This is a genomic window from Citrobacter sp. SX206 (assembly GCF_024181025.1).
GTDB lineage: Bacteria > Pseudomonadota > Gammaproteobacteria > Enterobacterales > Enterobacteriaceae > Citrobacter > Citrobacter youngae.
In genome coordinates this window covers 3,725,776-3,748,517 of record NZ_CP049738.1, presented here as the reverse complement: position 1 = coordinate 3,748,517, position 22,742 = coordinate 3,725,776, and the positions used below count along the sequence as shown (strand labels likewise).

18 protein-coding genes are annotated in these 22,742 nt (G+C 52.0%); 16 read left to right on the top strand and 2 right to left on the bottom strand.

What is annotated here, in order from left to right:
- Nucleotides 1–12: 12 nt before the first annotated feature.
- Nucleotides 13–2,685 carry a bifunctional uridylyltransferase/uridylyl-removing protein GlnD gene (gene glnD / locus G8S19_RS18220; RefSeq protein ID WP_048212649.1) on the bottom strand — a complete coding sequence of 891 codons (2,673 nt, stop codon included), beginning with the start codon at nucleotides 2,683–2,685 and terminating at the stop codon, nucleotides 13–15.
- Between the two features lie 238 nt (nucleotides 2,686–2,923).
- The gene (gene map / locus G8S19_RS18215) at nucleotides 2,924–3,718 is read right to left on the bottom strand and encodes a type I methionyl aminopeptidase (protein ID WP_048212648.1); all 795 of its coding nucleotides are present in this window, start codon (nucleotides 3,716–3,718) and stop codon (nucleotides 2,924–2,926) included.
- Between the two features lie 449 nt (nucleotides 3,719–4,167).
- Between map and rpsB the strand changes: the two genes are divergently transcribed.
- The 16 genes from rpsB to dnaE all read left to right on the top strand — a co-directional run bounded on the left by rpsB (nucleotide 4,168) and on the right by dnaE (nucleotide 22,737).
- Nucleotides 4,168–4,893, top strand: coding sequence for a 30S ribosomal protein S2 (gene rpsB / locus G8S19_RS18210; RefSeq protein WP_005132117.1), 726 nt, complete (start codon nucleotides 4,168–4,170; stop codon nucleotides 4,891–4,893).
- A gap of 264 nt (nucleotides 4,894–5,157) precedes the next feature.
- On the top strand, nucleotides 5,158–6,009 hold the full coding sequence (gene tsf, locus G8S19_RS18205) for a translation elongation factor Ts (RefSeq protein WP_005132116.1): 852 nt from the start codon (nucleotides 5,158–5,160) through the stop codon (nucleotides 6,007–6,009).
- A gap of 145 nt (nucleotides 6,010–6,154) precedes the next feature.
- Nucleotides 6,155–6,880: a UMP kinase gene (gene pyrH, locus G8S19_RS18200; protein WP_005132114.1), complete on the top strand. Its 726-nt coding sequence runs from the start codon at nucleotides 6,155–6,157 to the stop codon at nucleotides 6,878–6,880.
- Nucleotides 6,881–7,019: 139 nt separating this feature from the next.
- Nucleotides 7,020–7,577, top strand: a complete 558-nt coding sequence (gene frr, locus G8S19_RS18195; RefSeq protein WP_005132113.1) for a ribosome recycling factor — start codon at nucleotides 7,020–7,022, stop codon at nucleotides 7,575–7,577.
- 96 nt (nucleotides 7,578–7,673) lie between these two features.
- Nucleotides 7,674–8,870, top strand: a complete 1,197-nt coding sequence (gene ispC, locus G8S19_RS18190; RefSeq protein WP_048212647.1) for a 1-deoxy-D-xylulose-5-phosphate reductoisomerase — start codon at nucleotides 7,674–7,676, stop codon at nucleotides 8,868–8,870.
- Nucleotides 8,871–9,058: 188 nt separating this feature from the next.
- The gene (gene ispU, locus G8S19_RS18185) at nucleotides 9,059–9,817 is read left to right on the top strand and encodes a (2E,6E)-farnesyl-diphosphate-specific ditrans,polycis-undecaprenyl-diphosphate synthase (RefSeq protein ID WP_040230029.1); all 759 of its coding nucleotides are present in this window, start codon (nucleotides 9,059–9,061) and stop codon (nucleotides 9,815–9,817) included.
- 12 nt (nucleotides 9,818–9,829) lie between these two features.
- Nucleotides 9,830–10,687: a phosphatidate cytidylyltransferase gene (cdsA, locus tag G8S19_RS18180; protein WP_048212646.1), complete on the top strand. Its 858-nt coding sequence runs from the start codon at nucleotides 9,830–9,832 to the stop codon at nucleotides 10,685–10,687.
- Between the two features lie 11 nt (nucleotides 10,688–10,698).
- A complete protein-coding gene (rseP, locus tag G8S19_RS18175) occupies nucleotides 10,699–12,051 on the top strand; it encodes a sigma E protease regulator RseP (protein WP_124021706.1) in 1,353 nt (450 codons plus the stop codon).
- Between the two features lie 29 nt (nucleotides 12,052–12,080).
- Nucleotides 12,081–14,501 (top strand): outer membrane protein assembly factor BamA, encoded by a 2,421-nt coding sequence (bamA, locus tag G8S19_RS18170; protein WP_061067279.1) that lies wholly within the window; start codon nucleotides 12,081–12,083, stop codon nucleotides 14,499–14,501.
- Between the two features lie 122 nt (nucleotides 14,502–14,623).
- Entirely contained in the window at nucleotides 14,624–15,109 is a 486-nt protein-coding gene (gene skp / locus G8S19_RS18165; RefSeq protein ID WP_005132103.1) for a molecular chaperone Skp, read from the top strand.
- Between the two features lie 3 nt (nucleotides 15,110–15,112).
- Nucleotides 15,113–16,138, top strand: coding sequence for a UDP-3-O-(3-hydroxymyristoyl)glucosamine N-acyltransferase (gene lpxD, locus G8S19_RS18160; protein WP_040230032.1), 1,026 nt, complete (start codon nucleotides 15,113–15,115; stop codon nucleotides 16,136–16,138).
- A gap of 103 nt (nucleotides 16,139–16,241) precedes the next feature.
- Nucleotides 16,242–16,697, top strand: coding sequence for a 3-hydroxyacyl-ACP dehydratase FabZ (gene fabZ, locus G8S19_RS18155; RefSeq protein ID WP_003018528.1), 456 nt, complete (start codon nucleotides 16,242–16,244; stop codon nucleotides 16,695–16,697).
- A gap of 3 nt (nucleotides 16,698–16,700) precedes the next feature.
- Nucleotides 16,701–17,489 (top strand): acyl-ACP--UDP-N-acetylglucosamine O-acyltransferase, encoded by a 789-nt coding sequence (gene lpxA, locus G8S19_RS18150; RefSeq protein WP_005132096.1) that lies wholly within the window; start codon nucleotides 16,701–16,703, stop codon nucleotides 17,487–17,489.
- The gene (gene lpxB, locus G8S19_RS18145; protein WP_061067280.1) at nucleotides 17,489–18,637 is read left to right on the top strand and encodes a lipid-A-disaccharide synthase; all 1,149 of its coding nucleotides are present in this window, start codon (nucleotides 17,489–17,491) and stop codon (nucleotides 18,635–18,637) included. The genes lpxA and lpxB overlap by 1 nt, the downstream gene beginning before the upstream one ends.
- Entirely contained in the window at nucleotides 18,634–19,230 is a 597-nt protein-coding gene (gene rnhB / locus G8S19_RS18140) for a ribonuclease HII (protein WP_048212642.1), read from the top strand. Before lpxB ends, rnhB begins: the two co-directional genes overlap by 4 nt.
- Before the next feature lie 24 nt (nucleotides 19,231–19,254).
- Entirely contained in the window at nucleotides 19,255–22,737 is a 3,483-nt protein-coding gene (gene dnaE, locus G8S19_RS18135) for a DNA polymerase III subunit alpha (protein ID WP_086523582.1), read from the top strand.
- Nucleotides 22,738–22,742 lie beyond the last annotated feature (5 nt).

Below are 22,742 nucleotides of genomic sequence, written 5' to 3'. Positions count from 1 at the left end.
TAAATAAAAACATTACCCTTTATCGTTTGGATTGAGGGCCTCTGTCAACCGTTGATGTACTTCCTGCTGCAGCTCATTATTAAGGGCACGCCGGTCGGCGGTGGCGATTATGAATAAATCTTCTACTCGCTCGCCAATAGTTGTAATTCGGGCGCCATGCAGCGAAATTCCCAGATCGGCAAAAATCTGCCCGACCCGCGCCAGCAGTCCAGGCTGGTCGAGAGCGATAAGCTCAAGGAATGATTTACGGTCGGTATGGGTCGGAAGAAAAGTAACCTCGGTATCGACGGTAAAGTGGCGTAATTTTGCCGGTTGACGACGCGGCTGCGGCGGTTGCCAACTGCGTTGAGTAATGGCTTGTTCAAGCCCAAAACGGATCGCTTCGTGCCTGTCTGACGACAGCGGACTGCCGTCCGGCTCCAGAACGATGAACGTATCCATCGCCATGCCATCACGGGTGGTGAAAATCTGTGCATCGTGAACGCTAAGATTACGTCTGTCCAGTTCGGCGCAGACGGCGGCGAACAGGTAAGGGCGGTCCGGGCTCCAGATGAAAATTTCTGTCCCGCCGCGCGTGGCCTGCGGGCTGAGTAAAATTAGTGGTTTGCTCAGATCGTGCTGCAGCAAATGGCGTGCATGCCAGGCCAGCTGATTTGGGCTGTGGCGCACGAAATAGTTGGCGCGACAGCGCGACCAGATGTGGTGCAGCGCTTCTTCATCAATGTTGTCCATTCGCAGCAACGCCAGTGCCTGCAGCTGATGATGGCGCACACGCTCGCGCATATCCGGTGTATTTTGCATTCCACGACGCAGCTGTTTTTCCGTGGCGAAGTATAATTCGCGCAACAGGCTTTGCTTCCAGCTATTCCACAGTGTTTCGTTAGTAGCGCAAATATCTGCGACGGTCAGGCACACTAAAAAGCGCAGACGATGTTCCGTTTGTACTTCTTCAGCGAATTGCTTGATCACCTCCGGATCCTGAATATCACGGCGCTGAGCGGTCACCGACATTAGCAGATGCTGGCGCACCAGCCACATGACCAGATTTGTTTCACGCGAGTTGAGTCCGTGTAATTCGGCGAACTTGAGTACGTCCTGAGCCCCCAGAATAGAGTGATCGCCGCCACGTCCTTTGGCGATATCGTGGAACAGCGCAGCAATCAGAATGAGTTCCGGTTGACGCAGGCGCGGCCACAGATCCACACACAGCGGATGGCGCGGGCGAGTCTCTTCCCTGGCAAAACTTTCCAGCTTGAGCATTACGCGGATGGTGTGCTCATCCACCGTATAAGCATGAAACAGGTCAAACTGCATTTGACCGACAATGTGTGACCACTGCGGCATATAGGCCCATAACACGCTGTGGCGATGCATTGGCAACAGGCCGCGACTCACTGCACCCGGATGGCGCAACATGCTGAGAAATAGCGAGCGCGCTTCCGGAATGTAGCACAGCGGTTGAGTTAAATGACGGCGGGCATGACGCAAATGACGCAGTGTGGTGGAGTAAATTCCGGTGATCGCGCTATTGCGTACCATGATGTAAAACATCCGCAAAATAGCCTCGGGCTCGCGGATAAACAGGTCGTCATTGCGCAGGTCAATCAATGTGCCACGCAACTGAAAGTCGTCATCAATTGGGCGCGGTTTTTCATCAGCCGGCATGGCGAGGATCGCCTCGTCAAACAGCTGGAGCAGCATGTGGTTCAGTTCACTCACTCGTCGCGTGACCCGGAAATAGTCTTTCATCATCCGCTCGATCGGCTCATTGCCTTCACCGCCATAATTGAGGCGTTGAGCCACGCTGAGCTGTCGATCAAACAGCAGACGATTATCGTAACGGTTCACGATCAGATGCAATGCAAAGCGAATGCGCCACAGAATATGCAAACATTCATTCAGTTCGGCGCGCTCCGCCAGCGTCAGGAAGCCGAAGCCGACCATCTCATCCAGCGACGTGGCACCAAAATGACGGCGGGCGACCCATTGCAGGGTGTGGATGTCGCGCAGTCCACCAGGACTGCTTTTGATATCCGGCTCCAGGTTGTAGCTGGTGCCGTGATAGCGCTGATGGCGTTGATTCTGTTCCTCCACTTTGGCAGCGTAAAATTTATCGGACGGCCAGAAACCTTCGCTAAAAATATGCTTTTGTAGCTCCAGAAACAGCGCCACGTCGCCAATCAGCAGGCGTGTTTCAATCAGGTTGGTGGCGACGGTTAAATCCGATAGCCCCTCCAGCAGACACTCTTCCAGCGTCCGCACGCTGTGCCCAACCTCTAGCCTCACGTCCCATAGCAGCGTTAACAGCTCGCCGACTTTTTCGGCCTGTGCGTCAGGGAGCTTTTTACGACTCAGGATCAGTAGGTCAATATCGGAAAGGGGATGCAGTTCGCCGCGTCCGTAACCGCCAACAGCAACCAGCGCCAGATCGGCAATCTGACCGAAACCGGCTTCAATCCACAGACGCTGAAGTAACTGGTCAATAAACTCGGTGCGGGCCTCAATGAGTTGCTCTGCGGAGATCCCGCTGTCAAACGCTTCGCCTAACCAGTGCTGGAAAGCGTCGATATGCGCTTTAATGCCGGGGCAGTTGAGGTCGTGCTGTGGCCATGTCCCCGGGTTTTGCGGTTGGCCAGGCAGGGTGGGGAGGGCAGTATTTGCGTGCTGTTCAGGAAGAGTATTCATTATGCGCCACCCATTAAAAAGCCGGATGGCGGCTAATGCGCCTTACCCGGCCTACGGATTTACTCTTCATCCTTCAAGCTGCTTCTGCGTTGGCTGCGCTCGTTCACTCCAGTCACGTACTTTTGTACGCTTCTGGAGATTCACTCTCTTGCCGTCTTGAAGCAACTCGAATGATTTTGAGTAAAGGTGCAATTTGTAGGCCTGATAAGATGCAGGGGCATCGCCATCAGGCAAAACATTATTCGCCGTGTGTGATGATCGCCGGGATGGTGTCATCCGTGCGTAACGTCAGAATTTCACAGCCGTTTTCCGTCACCACAATAGTATGCTCGTACTGAGCAGACAAGCTCCGGTCTTTGGTTTTCACCGTCCAGCCGTCTTTCATGGTGCGGATACGGTAATCACCGGCATTCAGCATCGGTTCTACGGTGAAGGTCATGCCCGGCTGCAGTACCACACCGCCGTCGTCCGCATCGTAATGCAGAACCTGCGGTTCTTCATGGAAGCCGCGACCAATGCCGTGACCGCAGTATTCACGGACCACAGAGAAACCTTCGCCTTCCGCGTATTTCTGAATTGCAGCACCCAGGGTACGCAGGCGAATACCTGGTTTTACCATGCGCAGCGCCAGGTACAGGCTTTCCTGCGTGACGCGGCACAGACGCTCGCCAAGAATGGTCGGTTTCCCGACGATAAACATTTTGGACGTATCGCCGTGGTATTCGTCTTTAATCACGGTGACGTCAATGTTGACGATATCGCCGTCTTTCAGGAGCTTGGCATCGTCCGGGATCCCGTGGCACACGACTTCATTAATAGAGATGCACACGGATTTCGGATAACCGTGATAGCCCAGGCATGCGGAAATGGCCTGCTGTTCATTCACGATGTAGTCGTTACAGATGCGATCCAGCTCGCCGGTGCTGACGCCCGGTTTAACAAACGGTGCGATCATTTCCAGTACATCAGCGGCCAGGCGGCCTGCGACGCGCATTTTTTCGATTTCTTCAGGGGTCTTGATTGAGATAGCCATGAATTCTGTCCATCAGTGCCGATGATATCGGCAATAATTGTTTAAGTGCTGCCAATGGTATCAGTCCCGCATACATGCTGCCAAATTGAGAATCATTCTAAACTTCGCCTTTCGTGCCACAGGTGCGTTGGCTGTATTTTTTCACTCCAGTCACTTACTACATGTAAGCTCCTGGAGATTCAAAAATTTGCCGCCTTCCTGTAACACGAAATTCATCGTTCATTCAGCACACAGTACCAACAATTATTGGTGTCGACGGCGTATTTGTGGTATAAAGCGCGCCGGACTTCCGTTCTATTCGCAGACTACACACGATGGACGGGAGCGACAAATCTCACTTTGTGTAACAACACACACGTATCGACACATATTCCGGGGTGCCCTTAAGGGTCGGTAATATGGGATGCGTGGAGGCTTAACCCCAACTTTTATATATAGAGGTTTTAATCATGGCAACTGTTTCCATGCGCGACATGCTCAAGGCTGGTGTTCACTTCGGTCACCAGACCCGTTACTGGAACCCGAAAATGAAGCCGTTCATCTTCGGTGCGCGTAACAAAGTTCACATCATCAACCTTGAGAAAACTGTACCGATGTTCAACGAAGCTCTGGCTGAACTGAACAAGATCTCTGCTCGTAAAGGTAAAATCCTTTTCGTTGGTACTAAACGCGCTGCAAGCGAAGCGGTGAAAGACGCTGCTAACAGCTGCGACCAGTTCTTCGTGAACCATCGCTGGCTGGGCGGTATGCTGACTAACTGGAAAACCGTTCGTCAGTCCATCAAACGTCTGAAAGATCTGGAAACTCAGTCTCAGGACGGTACTTTCGAAAAGCTGACCAAGAAAGAAGCGCTGATGCGCACCCGTGAGCTTGAGAAACTGGAAAACAGCCTGGGCGGTATCAAAGACATGGGCGGCCTGCCGGACGCTCTGTTCGTAATCGATGCTGACCACGAGCACATTGCTATCAAAGAAGCAAACAACCTGGGTATCCCGGTATTTGCTATCGTTGATACCAACTCTGATCCGGACGGTGTTGACTTCGTTATCCCGGGTAACGACGACGCAATCCGTGCTGTGACCCTGTACCTGGGCGCTGTAGCTACTACCGTTCGTGAAGGCCGTTCTCAGGATCTGGCTTCCCAGGCGGAAGAAAGCTTCGTAGAAGCTGAATAATAAGGCACGCTCGTTAGAGCGACCCCTTATATATCCTGGATAATTCGAGTTGCTGGAAGGCGTTGACGCAACGAATCCCCCGGAGCTTACGTCAGTAAGTGACTGGGGTGAGTAAGGAAAACAACGCACCAGCAGCTTGAAGAATGACGGATATAGGCCAGGTAGTATCACGTTTGGTTAGGGGGCCTGTATATGGCCCCCTTTTTCACTTTTAAATCTGTGCGGTTTCATGCCGGGCAGATCAAATCTTCCGAGGATTTTAGAATGGCTGAAATTACCGCATCCCTGGTAAAAGAGCTGCGTGAGCGTACTGGCGCAGGCATGATGGATTGCAAAAAAGCACTGACTGAAGCTAATGGCGACATCGAGCTGGCAATCGAAAACATGCGTAAGTCCGGTGCTATTAAAGCAGCGAAAAAAGCAGGCAACGTTGCTGCTGACGGCGTAATCAAAACCAAAATCGACGGCAATATCGCTTTCATTCTGGAAGTTAACTGCCAGACTGACTTCGTTGCTAAAGATGCTGGTTTCCAGGCATTTGCTGACAAAGTACTGGACGCTGCTGTTGCTGGCAAAATCACTGACGTTGAAGTTCTGAAAGCACAGTTCGAAGAAGAACGTGTTGCTCTGGTTGCTAAAATCGGTGAGAACATCAACATCCGTCGCGTGGCTTCCCTGGAAGGCGAAGTTCTGGGTAGCTACCAGCACGGTGCGCGTATCGGTGTTCTGGTTGCTGCAACTGGCGCTGATGAAGAACTGGTTAAACAGCTGGCAATGCACATTGCTGCAAGCAAACCAGAATTCGTTAAGCCGGAAGACGTTTCTGCTGAAGTAGTAGAAAAAGAATACCAGGTTCAGCTGGATATCGCGATGCAGTCTGGCAAGCCGAAAGAAATCGCAGAGAAAATGGTTGAAGGCCGCATGAAGAAATTCACCGGCGAAGTTTCTCTGACTGGTCAGCCTTTCGTTATGGAACCGAGCAAATCTGTTGCTCAGCTGCTGAAAGAGCACAACGCTGACGTAACTGGTTTCATCCGCTTCGAAGTGGGTGAAGGCATCGAGAAAGTTGAGACTGACTTTGCAGCAGAAGTTGCTGCGATGTCCAAGCAGTCTTAATTTTAAAAGGAGCCGCCTGAGGGCGGCTTCTTTTTGCGCCCGACTTGTAAATTCAGCTAAGCGCTATAGTGGCAGGGCTGAAAAGCGACATACAATGTCGCTGGAATTAACTCATCTCATTCGTTGACAGTCTCAGGAAAGAAACATGGCTACCAATGCAAAACCCGTCTACAAACGTATTCTGCTTAAGTTAAGTGGCGAAGCTCTGCAAGGTTCAGAGGGCTTCGGTATTGATGCAAGCATACTTGACCGTATGGCTCAGGAAATCAAAGAGCTGGTCGAGCTGGGAATCCAGGTTGGCGTAGTGATCGGTGGTGGTAACCTGTTCCGTGGTGCTGGTCTGGCGAAAGCAGGGATGAACCGCGTCGTGGGCGACCACATGGGCATGTTAGCCACCGTAATGAACGGTCTGGCGATGCGCGATGCGCTTCACCGCGCCTATGTGAACGCTCGCCTGATGTCCGCTATCCCTCTGAACGGTGTGTGTGATAACTACAGCTGGGCGGAAGCGATCAGCCTGCTGCGTAACAACCGCGTGGTTATTTTGTCCGCTGGTACAGGCAACCCGTTCTTCACCACTGACTCCGCAGCCTGCCTGCGTGGTATTGAAATTGAAGCGGATGTGGTTCTGAAAGCCACTAAAGTTGATGGTGTGTTTACCGCCGATCCAGCTAAAGATCCAACAGCAACCATGTACGAACAGTTGACCTATGCTGAAGTACTGGATAAAGAACTGAAAGTGATGGATCTGGCTGCGTTCACGCTGGCTCGTGACCACAAATTACCGATTCGTGTCTTCAACATGAACAAACCGGGTGCGTTGCGCCGCGTTGTGATGGGTGAAAAAGAAGGCACGTTAATCACGGAATAATTCCCGTTGCGGCTAAATGCAGGTAATATTCCGCTTTAATGTCGCGGGATACGTCCCTCAAAATTAATCAAGACTATACTTGTCACATCTTGCGTGGTGGGTATGGTCTGACTGAAACAAGCTTTCAAGGATTCGTAACGTGATCAACGATATCAGAAAAGATGCTGAAGTACGCATGGACAAATGCGTCGAAGCATTCAAAAATCAAATCAGCAAAATTCGCACGGGTCGTGCTTCTCCCAGCCTGCTGGATGGCATTATCGTAGAATATTACGGCACGCCGACTCCGCTGCGCCAGCTGGCAAGCGTAACGGTTGAAGATTCCCGTACCCTGAAAATCAACGTGTTTGACCGTTCTATGGGTCCGGCTGTTGAGAAAGCGATTATGGCTTCTGACCTCGGTCTGAACCCAAGCTCAGCGGGTTCTGACATCCGCGTTCCGCTGCCACCGCTGACCGAAGAACGTCGTAAAGATCTGACCAAGATCGTACGTGGTGAAGCTGAAGGCGCGCGTGTTGCTGTGCGTAACGTACGCCGTGATGCCAACGACAAAGTGAAAGCGCTGCTGAAAGATAAAGAGATCAGCGAAGATGACGATCGCCGTTCTCAGGACGACGTACAGAAACTGACCGATGCTGCAATCAAGAAAGTTGATGCGGCGCTGGCAGAGAAAGAAGCGGAACTGATGCAGTTCTGATTCGCCTGTACGCTAAAAACGCCGCTTAGAAGGCCTGAGAAGGCTGGATGGCGGCGTTTTGCTTTTTTATCCTGTCTCAATTCTTCTGGATGTCTCATGAAGCAATTAACCATCCTGGGCTCAACCGGCTCTATTGGTTGCAGTACGCTCGATGTAGTACGCCATAACCCGGATAAATTTCGTGTTGCTGCGTTGGTAGCGGGTAAAAATGTCGCCCGTATGGTGGAGCAATGCCTTGAGTTTTCCCCCCGCTACGCGGTGATGGATGACGAAAAAAGTGCAGCGCTGGTGAAATCCGCATTGCGGGATCATGGAAGTCGCACCGAGGTTATGTGCGGGCAGCAGGCTGCCTGTGATATGGCCGCGCTGGATGATGTCGATCAGGTCATGGCGGCGATAGTTGGCGCGGCAGGTTTGTTGCCAACGCTTGCGGCAATCCGCGCAGGCAAAAACATTTTGCTGGCGAATAAAGAGTCTCTGGTAACCTGCGGACGTCTGTTTATGGACGACGTGAAACGGCATAAAGCGCAGCTTTTGCCGGTAGATAGCGAACATAACGCGATTTTTCAGAGTTTACCGCAACCTATCCAACACAATCTGGGATACGCTGACCTTGAGCAAAACGGCGTTGTGTCTGTTTTGCTTACCGGGTCTGGTGGCCCTTTCCGTGAAACGCCATTGCCCGATCTGGCTCTAATGACTCCCGATCAGGCATGTCGTCATCCGAATTGGTCGATGGGACGAAAAATCTCCGTCGATTCCGCCACCATGATGAATAAAGGTCTGGAATACATTGAAGCGCGTTGGTTGTTTAATGCCAGTGCAAGCCAGATGGAAGTGCTGATCCATCCACAGTCGGTTATTCACTCGATGGTCCGTTATCAGGATGGTAGCGTCCTGGCCCAGTTGGGTGAGCCTGATATGCGCACGCCTATCGCCCATACGATGGCATGGCCGGAACGTGTGAGCTCTGGGGTTAAGCCTGTCGATTTTTGCAAACTCAGTGCGTTGACGTTTTCCGCACCTGATTATCAGCGTTATCCGTGCCTGAAACTGGCGATGGACGCGTTTGAGCAAGGACAGGCTGCGACAACTGCGTTGAACGCCGCAAATGAGATTACCGTTGCTGCATTTTTGGCGCAGCAGATTCGATTTACGGATATCGCCGATCTCAATTTGTCCGTACTGGATAGGATGGATTTGCAGGAACCGCAGAGCGTTGAAGATGTGCTGAGGGTCGATGCCATCGCCAGAGACGTCGCGACAAAACAAGTGACACGACTCTCAAGCTGATGATAATCACTCTGTGAGGGATCGTGCTATTTGTTAGCGTTGGGCTTCAGTGATATAGTCTGCGCCACCTGATCGCAGGTATTTGCTTTTTTTCGATCGGGTAAGCCGTGGTTTGACACGGCTTTTTTGTGGATAGGCTTCAGTATTCCTGAGTACCGTATAATCCTTTCAGGGACTAAAAACGCGTTATGTTGTCTGCAACTAAACCATTAAGCGAGAACTTGCCAGCACATGGTTGTCGCCATGTCGCAATTATCATGGATGGCAATGGCCGCTGGGCGAAAAAGCAAGGGAAGATCCGCGCCTTTGGGCATAAGGCCGGAGCAAAATCCGTCCGCCGGGCTGTCTCTTTTGCTGCCAATAACGGTATTGACGCGTTAACGCTGTATGCCTTTAGCAGTGAGAACTGGAACCGACCAGCGCAGGAAGTCAGTGCGTTAATGGAATTGTTTGTGTGGGCACTTGATAGCGAAGTGAAAAACCTGCACCGCCATAACGTGCGCCTGCGTATTATTGGGGATATCAGTCGATTTAACACACGTTTGCAAGAACGGATTCGCAAGTCGGAAGCGCTTACCGCCCAGAATACCGGGTTAACGCTGAATATTGCCGCGAATTACGGTGGACGGTGGGATATTGTCCAGGGCGTCAGGCAACTGGCACAACAGGTGCAGGAAGGTCTGTTGCGTCCAGAGCAAATTGATGAAGAGATGCTTGGTCAGCAAGTGTGTATGCATGAGCTGGCTCCTGTGGATTTAGTGATAAGGACTGGGGGAGAGCATCGAATTAGTAATTTTTTGTTGTGGCAAATTGCCTATGCCGAACTTTACTTTACGGATGTTCTCTGGCCCGATTTCGATGAACAAGACTTTGAAGGTGCGCTACATGCCTTTGCTAATCGTGAGCGTCGTTTCGGCGGCACCGAGCCCGGTGATGAAAAAGCCTGATGGGGGTCGCTTTTGCTGAAGTATCGCCTGATTTCTGCTTTTGTTTTAATACCCGTTGTCATCGCGGCGTTGTTTTTGTTGCCGCCGGTGGGGTTCGCCATTGTTACGCTGGTCGTCTGTATGCTGGCCGCCTGGGAATGGGGACAGTTAAGCGGTTTTGCCACGCGTACACAGCGAGTTTGGTTGGCGGTTTTGTGCGGGCTATTGCTGGCACTGATGCTGTTTTTGCTGCCTGAGTATCATCATAATATTCACCAACCGCTGGTTGAAGTGTCGCTTTGGGCGTCGCTGGGCTGGTGGGCCGTGGCGCTATTACTGGTGTTGTTTTACCCCGGTTCAGCCTCGGTCTGGCGTAATTCCAAAACATTACGCATAATTTTCGGCGTGTTAACCATTGTTCCTTTCTTTTGGGGAATGCTGGCGCTACGTGCCTGGCACTATGATGAGAATCATTATAGTGGCGCGCTATGGCTGCTCTATGTCATGATCCTCGTTTGGGGAGCGGACTCTGGTGCCTATATGTTTGGTAAGATGTTTGGCAAACATAAACTGGCGCCGAAGGTTTCTCCTGGTAAAACCTGGCAGGGTTTTATTGGCGGACTTGCCACTGCAGCTGTAATCTCGTGGGGTTATGGTATGTGGGCGAATCTTGAAGTTGCGCCTGTCACCTTGCTCATTTGCTCCATCGTTGCAGCCCTGGCCTCCGTGCTGGGTGACCTGACCGAGAGTATGTTTAAGCGTGAAGCAGGTATTAAGGACAGTGGTCACTTAATCCCAGGACACGGTGGTATTCTGGATCGTATTGACAGCCTGACGGCTGCGGTGCCGGTCTTTGCTTGCCTGTTGTTACTGGTATTCAGGACGCTCTAACGGATGGTCTTATGCTGAGTATTCTCTGGAATCTGGCTGCATTCATCGTTGCACTTGGTGTACTTATCACCGTGCATGAATTTGGTCATTTCTGGGTTGCACGGCGCTGCGGAGTCCGCGTCGAGCGCTTTTCCATTGGCTTTGGAAAAGCGCTTTGGCGCCGTACCGATAAACAGGGTACGGAATACGTGATCGCCTTAATTCCCCTCGGCGGTTACGTCAAAATGCTGGATGAGCGCGCTGAGCCCGTTGTACCGGAGCTGCGCCACTATGCTTTCAACAATAAAACAGTTGGGCAGCGCGCGGCCATTATCGCTGCAGGCCCGATTGCAAATTTCCTCTTCGCTATTTTTGCCTACTGGCTGGTGTTTATCATCGGTGTCCCTGGCGTTCGTCCGGTTGTTGGTGAAATAACACCCAACTCGATTGCTGCCCAGGCGCAAATTCAGCCAGGTACGGAACTAAAAGCGGTTGATGGTATCGAAACCCCTGATTGGGATACCGTCCGATTGCAGCTGGTAGCCAAAATTGGTGATGAGCAGACTATCCTCAGCGTGGCACCGTTTGGTAGTAACCAGCGACAGGATAAAACGCTGGATTTGCGCCAATGGGCATTTGAGCCAGACAAACAGGACCCCGTCACGAGTTTGGGCATTCGTCCTCGTGGTTCGCAGATTGAACCGGTGCTGTCAGAAGTGCAGGTAAACTCCGCGGCAAGTAAGGCGGGTTTGCAAGCTGGCGACAGGATCGTTAAAGTCAATGGTCAGCCGCTGACGCAATGGATGACGTTCGTGACGTTGGTGCGCGATAATCCGGATAAGCCGTTAGCGCTAGATATTGAAAGACAAGGAAGTTCCTTGTCTTTAACGTTAACCCCAGATTCAAAAGAGGTTAACGGGAAGGCAGAAGGTTTTGCGGGCGTGGTGCCTAAAGTTATTCCTCTGCCTGATGAGTATAAGACTGTACGCCAGTATGGGCCATTCAGCGCCATCCTCGAAGCCTCGGATAAAACGTGGCAGTTGATGAAGCTAACGGTCAGTATGCTGGGAAAATTGATTACCGGTGATGTAAAACTGAACAACCTCAGTGGGCCGATTTCTATCGCCCAGGGGGCTGGGATGTCAGCGGAGTTCGGGGTTATTTATTACCTGATGTTCCTTGCGCTTATCAGCGTGAACTTAGGGATAATCAACCTGTTTCCGTTGCCCGTTCTTGACGGGGGGCATCTGCTGTTCCTGGCGATTGAAAAGCTGAAGGGCGGTCCGGTATCCGAGCGGGTTCAAGACTTTAGTTATCGCATTGGCTCTATCTTGCTGGTGTTGTTAATGGGGCTTGCACTTTTCAATGATTTCTCTCGGTTGTAAGAGAGTGTTAGGAAGAACGCATAATAACGATGGCGATGAAAAAGTTGCTCATAGCGTCGCTGCTGTTTAGCAGCGCCACCGTATACGGTGCTGAAGGGTTCGTAGTGAAGGACATTCATTTCGAAGGCCTACAGCGAGTCGCCGTTGGTGCGGCTCTCCTCAGTATGCCGGTGCGCACAGGCGACACGGTTAATGATGAAGATATCAGTAATACCATTCGTGCTCTGTTCGCCACCGGTAACTTTGAGGATGTCCGCGTCCTGCGCGATGGTGATACCCTTCTGGTTCAGGTAAAAGAACGTCCGACGATTGCCAGCATCACTTTCTCCGGTAACAAATCGGTGAAAGATGACATGCTGAAACAAAACCTCGAGGCGTCTGGCGTACGTGTTGGCGAGTCTCTGGATCGCACAACGCTTGCCGATATCGAAAAAGGTCTGGAAGATTTCTACTATAGCGTCGGTAAATACAGCGCCAGTGTGAAAGCAGTGGTCACGCCGTTGCCGCGTAACCGCGTTGACCTCAAACTGGTCTTCCAGGAAGGCGTTTCGGCGAAGATCCAACAGATCAATATCGTCGGCAACCATGCCTTCACAACCGACGAGCTTATCTCTCACTTCCAACTGCGCGATGAAGTACCGTGGTGGAACGTGGTGGGCGATCGTAAATACCAGAAACAGAAACTGGCGGGCGACCTTGAAACCCTGCGCAGCTACTATCTGGATCGCGGCTATGCTCGCTTCAATATCGATTCCACACAGGTTAGCCTGACGCCGGATAAAAAAGGTATCTACATCACCGTTAACATCACAGAAGGCGAGCAGTACAAGCTTTCTGGGGTCCAGGTGAGTGGTAATCTGGCCGGGCACTCTGCCGAAATTGAGACCCTGACGAAAATCGAACCGGGTGAACTCTATAACGGCACTAAAGTGACCAAAATGGAAGATGATATCAAGAAGCTACTGGGACGCTATGGTTATGCCTACCCGCGTGTACAGTCGCAGCCTGAAATCAACGATGCAGACAAAACCGTTAAATTGCGTGTAAACGTGGATGCGGGTAACCGTTTCTATGTGCGTAAGATCCGTTTTGAAGGTAACGACACCTCGAAAGATTCCGTGCTGCGTCGCGAAATGCGCCAGATGGAAGGTGCCTGGTTGGGCAGCGATCTGGTTGACCAGGGTAAAGAGCGTCTGAACCGTCTGGGTTACTTTGAAACTGTCGATACCGATACTCAACGTGTTCCGGGCAGTCCTGATCAGGTTGATGTGGTTTATAAGGTGAAAGAGCGCAACACCGGTAGCTTTAACTTCGGTGTGGGTTACGGCACTGAAAGTGGCGTGAGCTTCCAGGCGGGCGTTCAGCAGGATAACTGGTTAGGTACCGGTTATTCCGTCGGGATTAGCGGCACCAAAAACGACTATCAGACCTATACTGAGCTGTCTGTCACCAACCCGTACTTCACCGTCGATGGTGTGAGTCTCGGTGGCCGTGTCTTCTATAACGACTTCCAGGCGGATGATGCAGATCTGTCCGACTATACCAACAAAAGCTATGGTACGGACGTAACGCTGGGCTTCCCGGTCAACGAATACAACACGTTGCGTGCAGGCCTGGGTTATGTACATAACAAACTGTCCAACATGCAGCCGCAGATTGCGATGGATCGTTATCTTGAATCCATGGGTGAAGACAATACCAACAGCTTTGCCGCGGATGATTTCACCTTCAACTACGGTTGGACCTACAACAAGCTGGACCGTGGGTATTTCCCTACGGAAGGTACGCGTGTCAACCTGAACGGTAAAGTGACCATCCCGGGTTCTGATAACGAATACTATAAAGCGACGTTGGATACGGCGACCTATGTGCCGATTGATGACGACCACAAATGGGTGGTTTTGGGACGCACCAAGCTGGGTTATGGTGATGGCATTGGCGGCAAAGAGATGCCGTTCTATGAGAACTTCTACGCGGGTGGTTCCAGCACTGTACGTGGCTTCCAGTCAAACACCATTGGTCCAAAAGCAGTCTATTTGCCAGGTGCTAAATCGGATTCCAATTCGAGTAACTATGAAGAGTGCTCGAGAACTGACAATAAACCTTGTCAATCAGACGATGCAGTCGGCGGTAACGCCATGGCTGTAGCGAGCCTGGAATTTATCACACCTACGCCGTTTATCAGCGATAAATATGCTAACTCGGTCCGTACTTCCTTCTTCTGGGATATGGGTACCGTGTGGGATACGAACTGGCAGAATACCGCTGACACCCGTGCAGTTGGCGTGCCAGACTACAGCGATCCGAATAATATCCGTATGTCTGCGGGTATCGCGTTACAATGGATGTCCCCATTGGGGCCGTTGGTTTTCTCCTACGCCCAACCGTTCAAGAAGTACGATGGAGACAAAGCGGAACAGTTCCAGTTTAACATTGGTAAAACCTGGTAATTGTTCTTCGCAAAGGAATGTAGTGGTAGTGTAGCGCTGACTTTAGGCGATCTTGCATGGGATCGCCTGGCCACGCAAAGAACTGCACCTTCGGGTGCAAATGGGATGGTAAGGAGTTAATTGTGAAAAAGTGGTTATTAGCTGCAGGTCTCGGTTTAGCGATGGCAACGTCTGCACAGGCTGCTGACAAAATTGCAATCGTCAACATGGGTAGCCTGTTCCAACAGGTTGCACAGAAGACGGGTGTTTCTACTACGCTGGAAAATGAGTTCAAAGGCCGCGCCAGCGAACTGCAGCGTATGGAATCCGACCTGCAATCTAAAATGCAGCGTCTGCAATCAATGAAAGCAGGCAGCGACCGTACCAAGCTGGAAAAAGACGTAATGGCTCAGCGCCAGACTTTCTCTCAGAAAGCGCAGGCTTTCGAGCAGGATCGTCAACGTCGTTCTAACGAAGAACGCGGCAAGCTGGTTAATCGTATCCAGACAGCTGTGAAATCTGTTGCGAGCAGCCAGAGCATCGATCTGGTTGTTGACGCGAACACCGTTGCATACAACAGCAGCGATGTAAAAGACATCACCGCTGACGTACTGAAACAGGTTAAATAAGTAATGCCTTCAATTCGACTGGCTGATTTAGCAGAGCAGTTGGATGCAGAATTACACGGTGATGGCGATATCGTCATCACCGGCGTAGCGTCCATGCAATCTGCGCAAACTGGCAATATCACGTTCATGGTGAATCCAAAGTACCGTGAGCACCTGAGTGCATGCCAGGCTTCTGCCGTTGTGATGACGCAGGACTCCCTTCCATTTGCTAAGAGTGCTGTGCTGGTAGTGAAGAATCCCTACCTGACCTATGCACGAATGGCGCAAATTTTAGATACCACGCCTCAGCCTGCGCAAAATATTGCACCGAGTGCAGTAATCGATGCGACGGCGAAGTTGGGTAACAATGTTTCTGTGGGCGCGAATGCGGTCATTGAGTCTGGCGTAGAACTGGGCGATAACGTGGTTATCGGCGCAGGTTGCTTCGTTGGAAAAAACACAAAAATCGGCGCAGGTTCACGCTTGTGGGCGAATGTGACGATTTACCACGACATTCAGATCGGTGAAAATTGCCTGATCCAGTCCAGCACCGTTGTCGGATCCGACGGATTTGGTTACGCGAACGATCGCGGTAACTGGGTGAAGATCCCGCAGCTTGGTCGCGTGATTATTGGCGATCGTGTTGAGATTGGCGCATGTACCACCATTGACCGTGGTGCGCTGGACGATACCGTGATCGGTAATGGTGTTATCATTGATAACCAGTGCCAGATTGCGCATAACGTCGTGATTGGCGACAATACGGCTGTAGCCGGTGGCGTCATTATGGCGGGTAGCCTGAAGATTGGCCGTTACTGCATGATTGGCGGCGCCAGCGTGATTAATGGGCATATGGAAATATGCGACAAAGTCACGGTAACTGGCATGGGTATGGTGATGCGTCCTATCACTGAACCGGGCGTCTACTCCTCAGGCATTCCGCTACAACCCAACAAGGTATGGCGTAAAACAGCTGCACTGGTGATGAACATTGATGATATGAGCAAGCGCCTCAAAGCGATTGAGCGCAAGGTTAATCAACAAGACTAAAGCACCGTCTTTGCATGTCTGACTTTTCGGCCTGTCCCATTCATACGATTGCGACAGGCCGTGTTATTATTGCCTTTTAGTATATTTTGACAGGAAGAGTATTTTGACTACTAACACTCATACTCTGCATATTGAAGAGATTTTAGAACTTCTGCCGCACCGTTTTCCGTTTTTACTGGTAGACCGCGTGCTGGATTTTGAAGAAGGTCGTTTTCTGCGCGCAGTGAAAAATGTATCCGTTAACGAGCCTTTCTTTCAGGGCCACTTCCCGGGTAAACCGATTTTTCCTGGCGTGTTGATTCTGGAAGCGATGGCGCAGGCCACGGGTATTCTGGCGTTTAAAAGCGTAGGAAAACTGGAACCGGGCGAACTGTATTATTTCGCTGGTATTGATGAAGCACGCTTTAAGCGTCCTGTCGTGCCTGGCGATCAGATGATCATGGAAGTGACTTTCGAGAAAACGCGCCGTGGCCTGACCCGTTTCAAAGGGGTTGCACTGGTCGACGGTAAAGTTGTGTGCGAAGCAACGATGATGTGTGCCCGTAGCCGGGAGGCCTGATACGTGATTGATAAATCCGCCTTTATTCACCCAACAGCCATTGTCGAAGACGGCGCCAGCATTGGCGCTAATGCTCACATTGGCCCATTTTGTATTGTTGGACCCCATGTTGAAATTGGTGAGGGTACCGTACTGAAGTCTCACGTTGTCGTGAATGGCCATACAAAAATTGGTCGCGATAACGAGATTTATCAGTTTGCCTCCATCGGTGAAGTGAACCAGGACCTGAAATATGCTGGTGAACCGACCCGTGTGGAAATTGGCGATCGCAACCGCATTCGCGAAAGCGTCACCATTCATCGTGGCACAGTGCAAGGCGGTGGGTTGACGAAGGTGGGCAGCGATAACTTACTGATGATTAACGCACACGTTGCGCATGATTGTACGGTAGGTAACCGTTGCATTCTGGCGAATAACGCGACACTTGCCGGACATGTTTCGCTTGATGATTTTGTTATCATCGGCGGCATGACCGCGGTGCATCAGTTCTGCATTATTGGTGCACACGTGATGGTGGGTGGCTGCTCTGGCGTAGCCCAGGACGTCCCGCCATACGTTATCGCCCAGGGTAACCACGCGACGCCATTTGGCGTTAACATCGAAGGTCTGAAGCGTCGCGGATTCACCCGTGAAGCCATTACTGCGATCCGCAACGCCTATAAAGCGCTGTACCGCAGCGGTAAAACGCTTGAGGAAGTGAAACCGGAAATCGCCGAACTGGCGAAGCAGTACCCCGATGTTCAGGCTTTTAGTGACTTCTTTGAACGCTCAACGCGTGGTCTGATTCGTTAATGACTGAACAGCGTCCTTTAACGATTGCCCTTGTCGCCGGAGAAACCTCCGGCGATATTCTTGGTGCCGGTTTAATTCGTGCACTCAAGGCCCGTGTTCCCAATGCGCGGTTTGTTGGCGTTGCGGGTCCATTGATGCAGGCGGAAGGCTGTGAAGCCTGGTACGAAATGGAAGAACTGGCAGTAATGGGCATTGTAGAAGTGCTCGGGCGCCTGCGCCGTTTACTGCATATCCGTGCCGATCTCACTCGCCGATTCACCGACCTTAAGCCGGATGTTTTCGTCGGGATTGATGCGCCTGATTTCAACATTACCCTCGAAGGCAACCTGAAATCGCAGGGCATAAAAACCATTCATTACGTCAGTCCTTCTGTGTGGGCCTGGCGACAGAAACGCGTTTTCAAAATAGGCAGATCCACCAATATGGTGCTGGCCTTTCTGCCTTTCGAAAAAGCGTTTTATGACAAATTTAACGTCCCGTGCCGCTTCATCGGCCACACTATGGCGGATGCCATGCCGCTGGATCCGGATAAAAACGCAGCGCGTGATGTGTTAGGCATTCCTCATGATGCTCACTGCCTGGCGCTTTTGCCTGGGAGTCGCGGTGCAGAAGTGGAGATGCTCAGCGCCGATTTTCTGAAAACGGCGCAGCTATTACGTCAGCATTATCCGGATCTCGAAGTCGTCGTGCCGTTGGTCAATGCCAAACGGCGCGAGCAATTTGAACGTATCAAGGCTGAGGTTGCCCCGGAACTTTCCGTGCATATGCTCAATGGAATGGGACGCGAAGCAATGGTCGCCAGTGATGCTGCGCTGTTGGCCTCTGGCACGGCTGCACTGGAATGTATGCTGGCGAAATGCCCGATGGTGGTTGGCTACCGTATGAAACCTTTCACTTTCTGGTTGGCAAAACGTCTGGTGAAGACTGATTACGTTTCGCTACCTAACCTGCTGGCGGGAAGAGAACTGGTTAAAGAGCTGTTGCAGGATGAATGTGAGCCGCAGGCGCTGGCGCACGCGTTGCTGCCTCTGTTGGCGAACGGTAAAACCAGCCATGCGATGCACGACACGTTCCGCGAATTGCACCAGCAGATCCGTTGCAATGCGGATGAGCAGGCGGCGGATGCAGTCCTGGAGTTAGCACAATGATTGAATTTGTTTATCCACATACGCATTTGGTAGCGGGTGTGGATGAAGTTGGACGTGGTCCATTGGTTGGCGCGGTAGTGACTGCCGCGGTCATTCTGGATCCGGCTCGTCCTATTATTGGTCTGAACGACTCAAAAAAACTGTCGGAAAAGCGTCGTCTGTCACTTTACGATGAAATCAAAGAAAAAGCGTTAAGCTGGAGTTTGGGTCGTGCGGAACCGCATGAAATCGACGAGCTGAACATTTTGCATGCCACCATGCTGGCGATGCAGCGTGCGGTTGCGGGTCTGCATATTGCGCCGGAATACGTACTGATTGACGGCAATCGTTGCCCGGCATTACCGATGCCGTCAATGGCGGTGGTCAAAGGTGATAGCCGCGTGGCGGAGATTAGCGCTGCGTCGATACTGGCAAAAGTCACCCGTGACGCTGAAATGGCGGCGCTGGATACGGTGTTCCCGCAGTATGGCTTTGCACAGCACAAAGGTTATCCGACCGCTTTTCATCTGGAAAAGTTGGCACTGCATGGCGCAACAGAGCACCATCGCCGTAGTTTTGGCCCCGTCAAACGCGCACTGGGACTCACGTCCTGATTCTTGTGTCGAAGGAATCTGAAGATGTCTGAACCTCGTTTCGTCCACCTGCGGGTGCACAGCGACTACTCCATGATCGATGGGCTGGCGAAAACCGGGCCGCTGGTGAAAAAGGCGGCCGCGTTGGGCATGCCTGCGCTGGCGATCACCGATTTTACCAACCTGTGTGGTCTGGTGAAGTTTTACGGAGCGGGTCATGGCGCAGGTATTAAGCCGATTGTTGGCGCAGATTTTCATGTCCGTAGCGAACTATTGGGTGATGAACTCACGCAACTGACTGTACTGGCTGCTAATAATACGGGCTACCAGAACCTGACGTTGTTGATATCAAAAGCCTATCAGCGCGGCTATGGTGCAGAAGGGCCGGTGATCGACAGAGACTGGCTGGTTGAGCTAAAAGACGGGTTAATCTTGCTTTCCGGCGGCCGTATGGGCGACGTCGGACGCAGCCTGTTGCGTGGGAACAACGCACTGGTCGACGAGTGCGTGGCGTTTTATGAAGAGCATTTCCCTGATTGCTACTTCCTTGAGCTGATCCGTACCGGTCGACAGGATGAAGAAAATTACCTGCATGCTGCAGTAGCGCTGGCCGAAACACGCGGCCTGCCGGTGGTCGCGACCAACGATGTTCGCTTCCTTGAAACCGGTGACTTTGACGCGCATGAAATCCGCGTAGCAATCCACGACGGGTTCACTCTTGATGATCCCAAACGCCCGCGTAACTATTCGCCGCAGCAGTACATGCGCAGTGAAGAGGAGATGTGCGAGCTGTTCTCCGATATCCCGGAAGCGCTGGAAAACACCGTCGAGATTGCCAAACGTTGCAACGTGACGGTGCGCCTGGGTGAATACTTCCTGCCGCAGTTCCCGACTGGCGACATGACCACCGAGGATTTCCTCGTCGCGAAATCGCGTGAAGGCCTGGAAGAACGTCTGGAATTTTTGTTCCCCGATCCTGAAGTTCGCGCGCAGAAGCGCCCGCCTTATGATGAACGTCTGGAAGTTGAACTTAAAGTTATCAACCAGATGGGCTTCCCGGGTTACTTCCTGATCGTAATGGAATTTATCCAGTGGTCGAAAGATAACGGTGTACCGGTAGGCCCTGGACGTGGTTCCGGTGCAGGCTCGCTGGTGGCCTACGCGCTGAAAATTACCGACCTTGATCCGCTGGAATTCGACCTGCTGTTCGAACGTTTCCTGAACCCGGAACGTGTCTCAATGCCCGACTTCGACGTTGACTTCTGTATGGAGAAACGCGACCAGGTCATCGAACACGTGGCGGAAATGTACGGTCGTGATGCGGTTTCGCAGATTATTACCTTCGGTACGATGGCGGCAAAAGCGGTTATCCGCGACGTGGGCCGCGTACTGGGTCACCCGTATGGCTTTGTTGACCGTATTTCGAAACTGGTGCCGCCCGATCCGGGCATGACGCTGGCTAAAGCCTTTGAAGCCGAACCTCAACTGCCGGAAATCTATGAGGCAGATGAAGAGGTTAGAGCGCTTATTGATATGGCGCGCAAGCTGGAAGGTGTCACGCGTAACGCGGGTAAGCACGCCGGTGGCGTGGTTATCGCACCGACCAAAATTACCGATTTTGCGCCGCTGTACTGCGATGAGCAGGGGCTGCACCCGGTTACCCAGTTTGATAAGAACGACGTGGAATACGCCGGTCTGGTGAAATTCGACTTCCTCGGTCTGCGTACGCTCACCATCATTAACTGGGCGCTGGAGATGATCAACGCGCGGCGTGAGAAGAACGGCGAACCGCCGCTGGATATCGCCGCGATTCCGCTGGACGACAAGAAAAGCTTCGACATGCTGCAACGCTCGGAGACAACAGCCGTCTTCCAGCTTGAATCCCGCGGCATGAAAGATCTGATCAAACGTCTGCAGCCTGACTGCTTCGAAGATATGATAGCCCTGGTGGCCCTGTTCCGACCGGGTCCGCTACAGTCAGGGATGGTAGATAACTTTATCGACCGTAAGCATGGCCGTGAAGAGATTTCCTACCCGGACGTACAATGGCAGCATGAGTGTCTGAAACCGGTACTGGAGCCGACCTACGGCATTATCCTGTATCAGGAACAGGTTATGCAGATTGCCCAGGAGCTGTCCGGATACACCCTTGGCGGCGCGGATATGCTGCGTCGTGCGATGGGTAAGAAAAAGCCGGAAGAGATGGCCAAGCAGCGCGGCACCTTTGAAGAAGGGGCGAAAAAGCGCGGCGTCGACGGCGAACTGGCGATGAAAATCTTTGACCTGGTGGAGAAATTCGCCGGTTACGGATTTAACAAATCGCACTCCGCTGCCTATGCGCTGGTTTCTTACCAGACGCTGTGGCTGAAGGCGCATTATCCTGCCGAGTTTATGGCGGCGGTAATGACCGCCGATATGGATAACACCGAGAAAGTCGTCGGACTGGTGGATGAATGCTGGCGCATGGGGCTCAAAATCCTGCCGCCGGACATCAACTCCGGGCTTTATCATTTTCACGTGAATGATGATGGCGAGATTGTCTACGGCATCGGCGCGATAAAAGGCGTGGGTGAAGGGCCAATTGAGGCTATTATTGAGGCGCGAAATGAAGGTGGTTACTTCCGCGAGCTGTTTGATCTCTGTGCGCGTACGGATATCAAAAAACTCAACCGCCGGGTGCTGGAAAAGCTAATCATGTCCGGGGCGTTTGACCGCCTTGGCCCGCATCGCGCGGCGTTGATGAACTCGCTCAGCGATGCCCTAAAAGCCGCCGATCAGCATGCGAAAGCCGAGGCAATTGGTCAGGCTGATATGTTTGGCGTACTGGCGGAAGAGCCGGAACAAATTGAACAGTCTTATGCCAACTGTACGCCGTGGCCGGAGCAGGTGGTATTAGACGGTGAGCGTGAAACGTTAGGTCTTTACCTGACGGGACATCCTATCAATCAGTATTTAAAAGAAATTGAGCGCTATGTTGGAGGCCACAGGCTGAAAGACATGCATCCGACAGAACGTGGTAAAGTCACCACGGCTGCGGGGCTCGTCATTGCTGCGCGGGTAATGGTCACCAAGCGCGGCAATCGTATCGGCATCTGTACACTGGATGACCGTTCCGGGCGTCTGGAAGTGATGTTATTTACCGATGCTCTGGATAAATACCAGCAATTGCTGGAAAAAGACCGCATACTTATCGTCAGCGGACAGGTCAGCTTTGATGACTTCAGCGGCGGGCTTAAAATGATGGCCCGTGAAGTCATGGATATTGACGAAGCCCGGGAAAAATATGCTCGCGGGCTTGCTATCTCGCTGACGGACAGGCAAATTGATGACCAGCTTTTAAACCGACTCCGTCAGTCTCTGGAACCCCACCGCTCGGGGACAATTCCAGTACATCTCTACTATCAGAGGGCGGATGCGCGTGCGCGTTTGCGTTTTGGCGCAACGTGGCGTGTCTCTCCGAGCGATCGTTTGCTAAACGATCTCCGTGGCCTTATTGGTTCGGAGCAGGTGGAACTGGAGTTTGACTAATACAG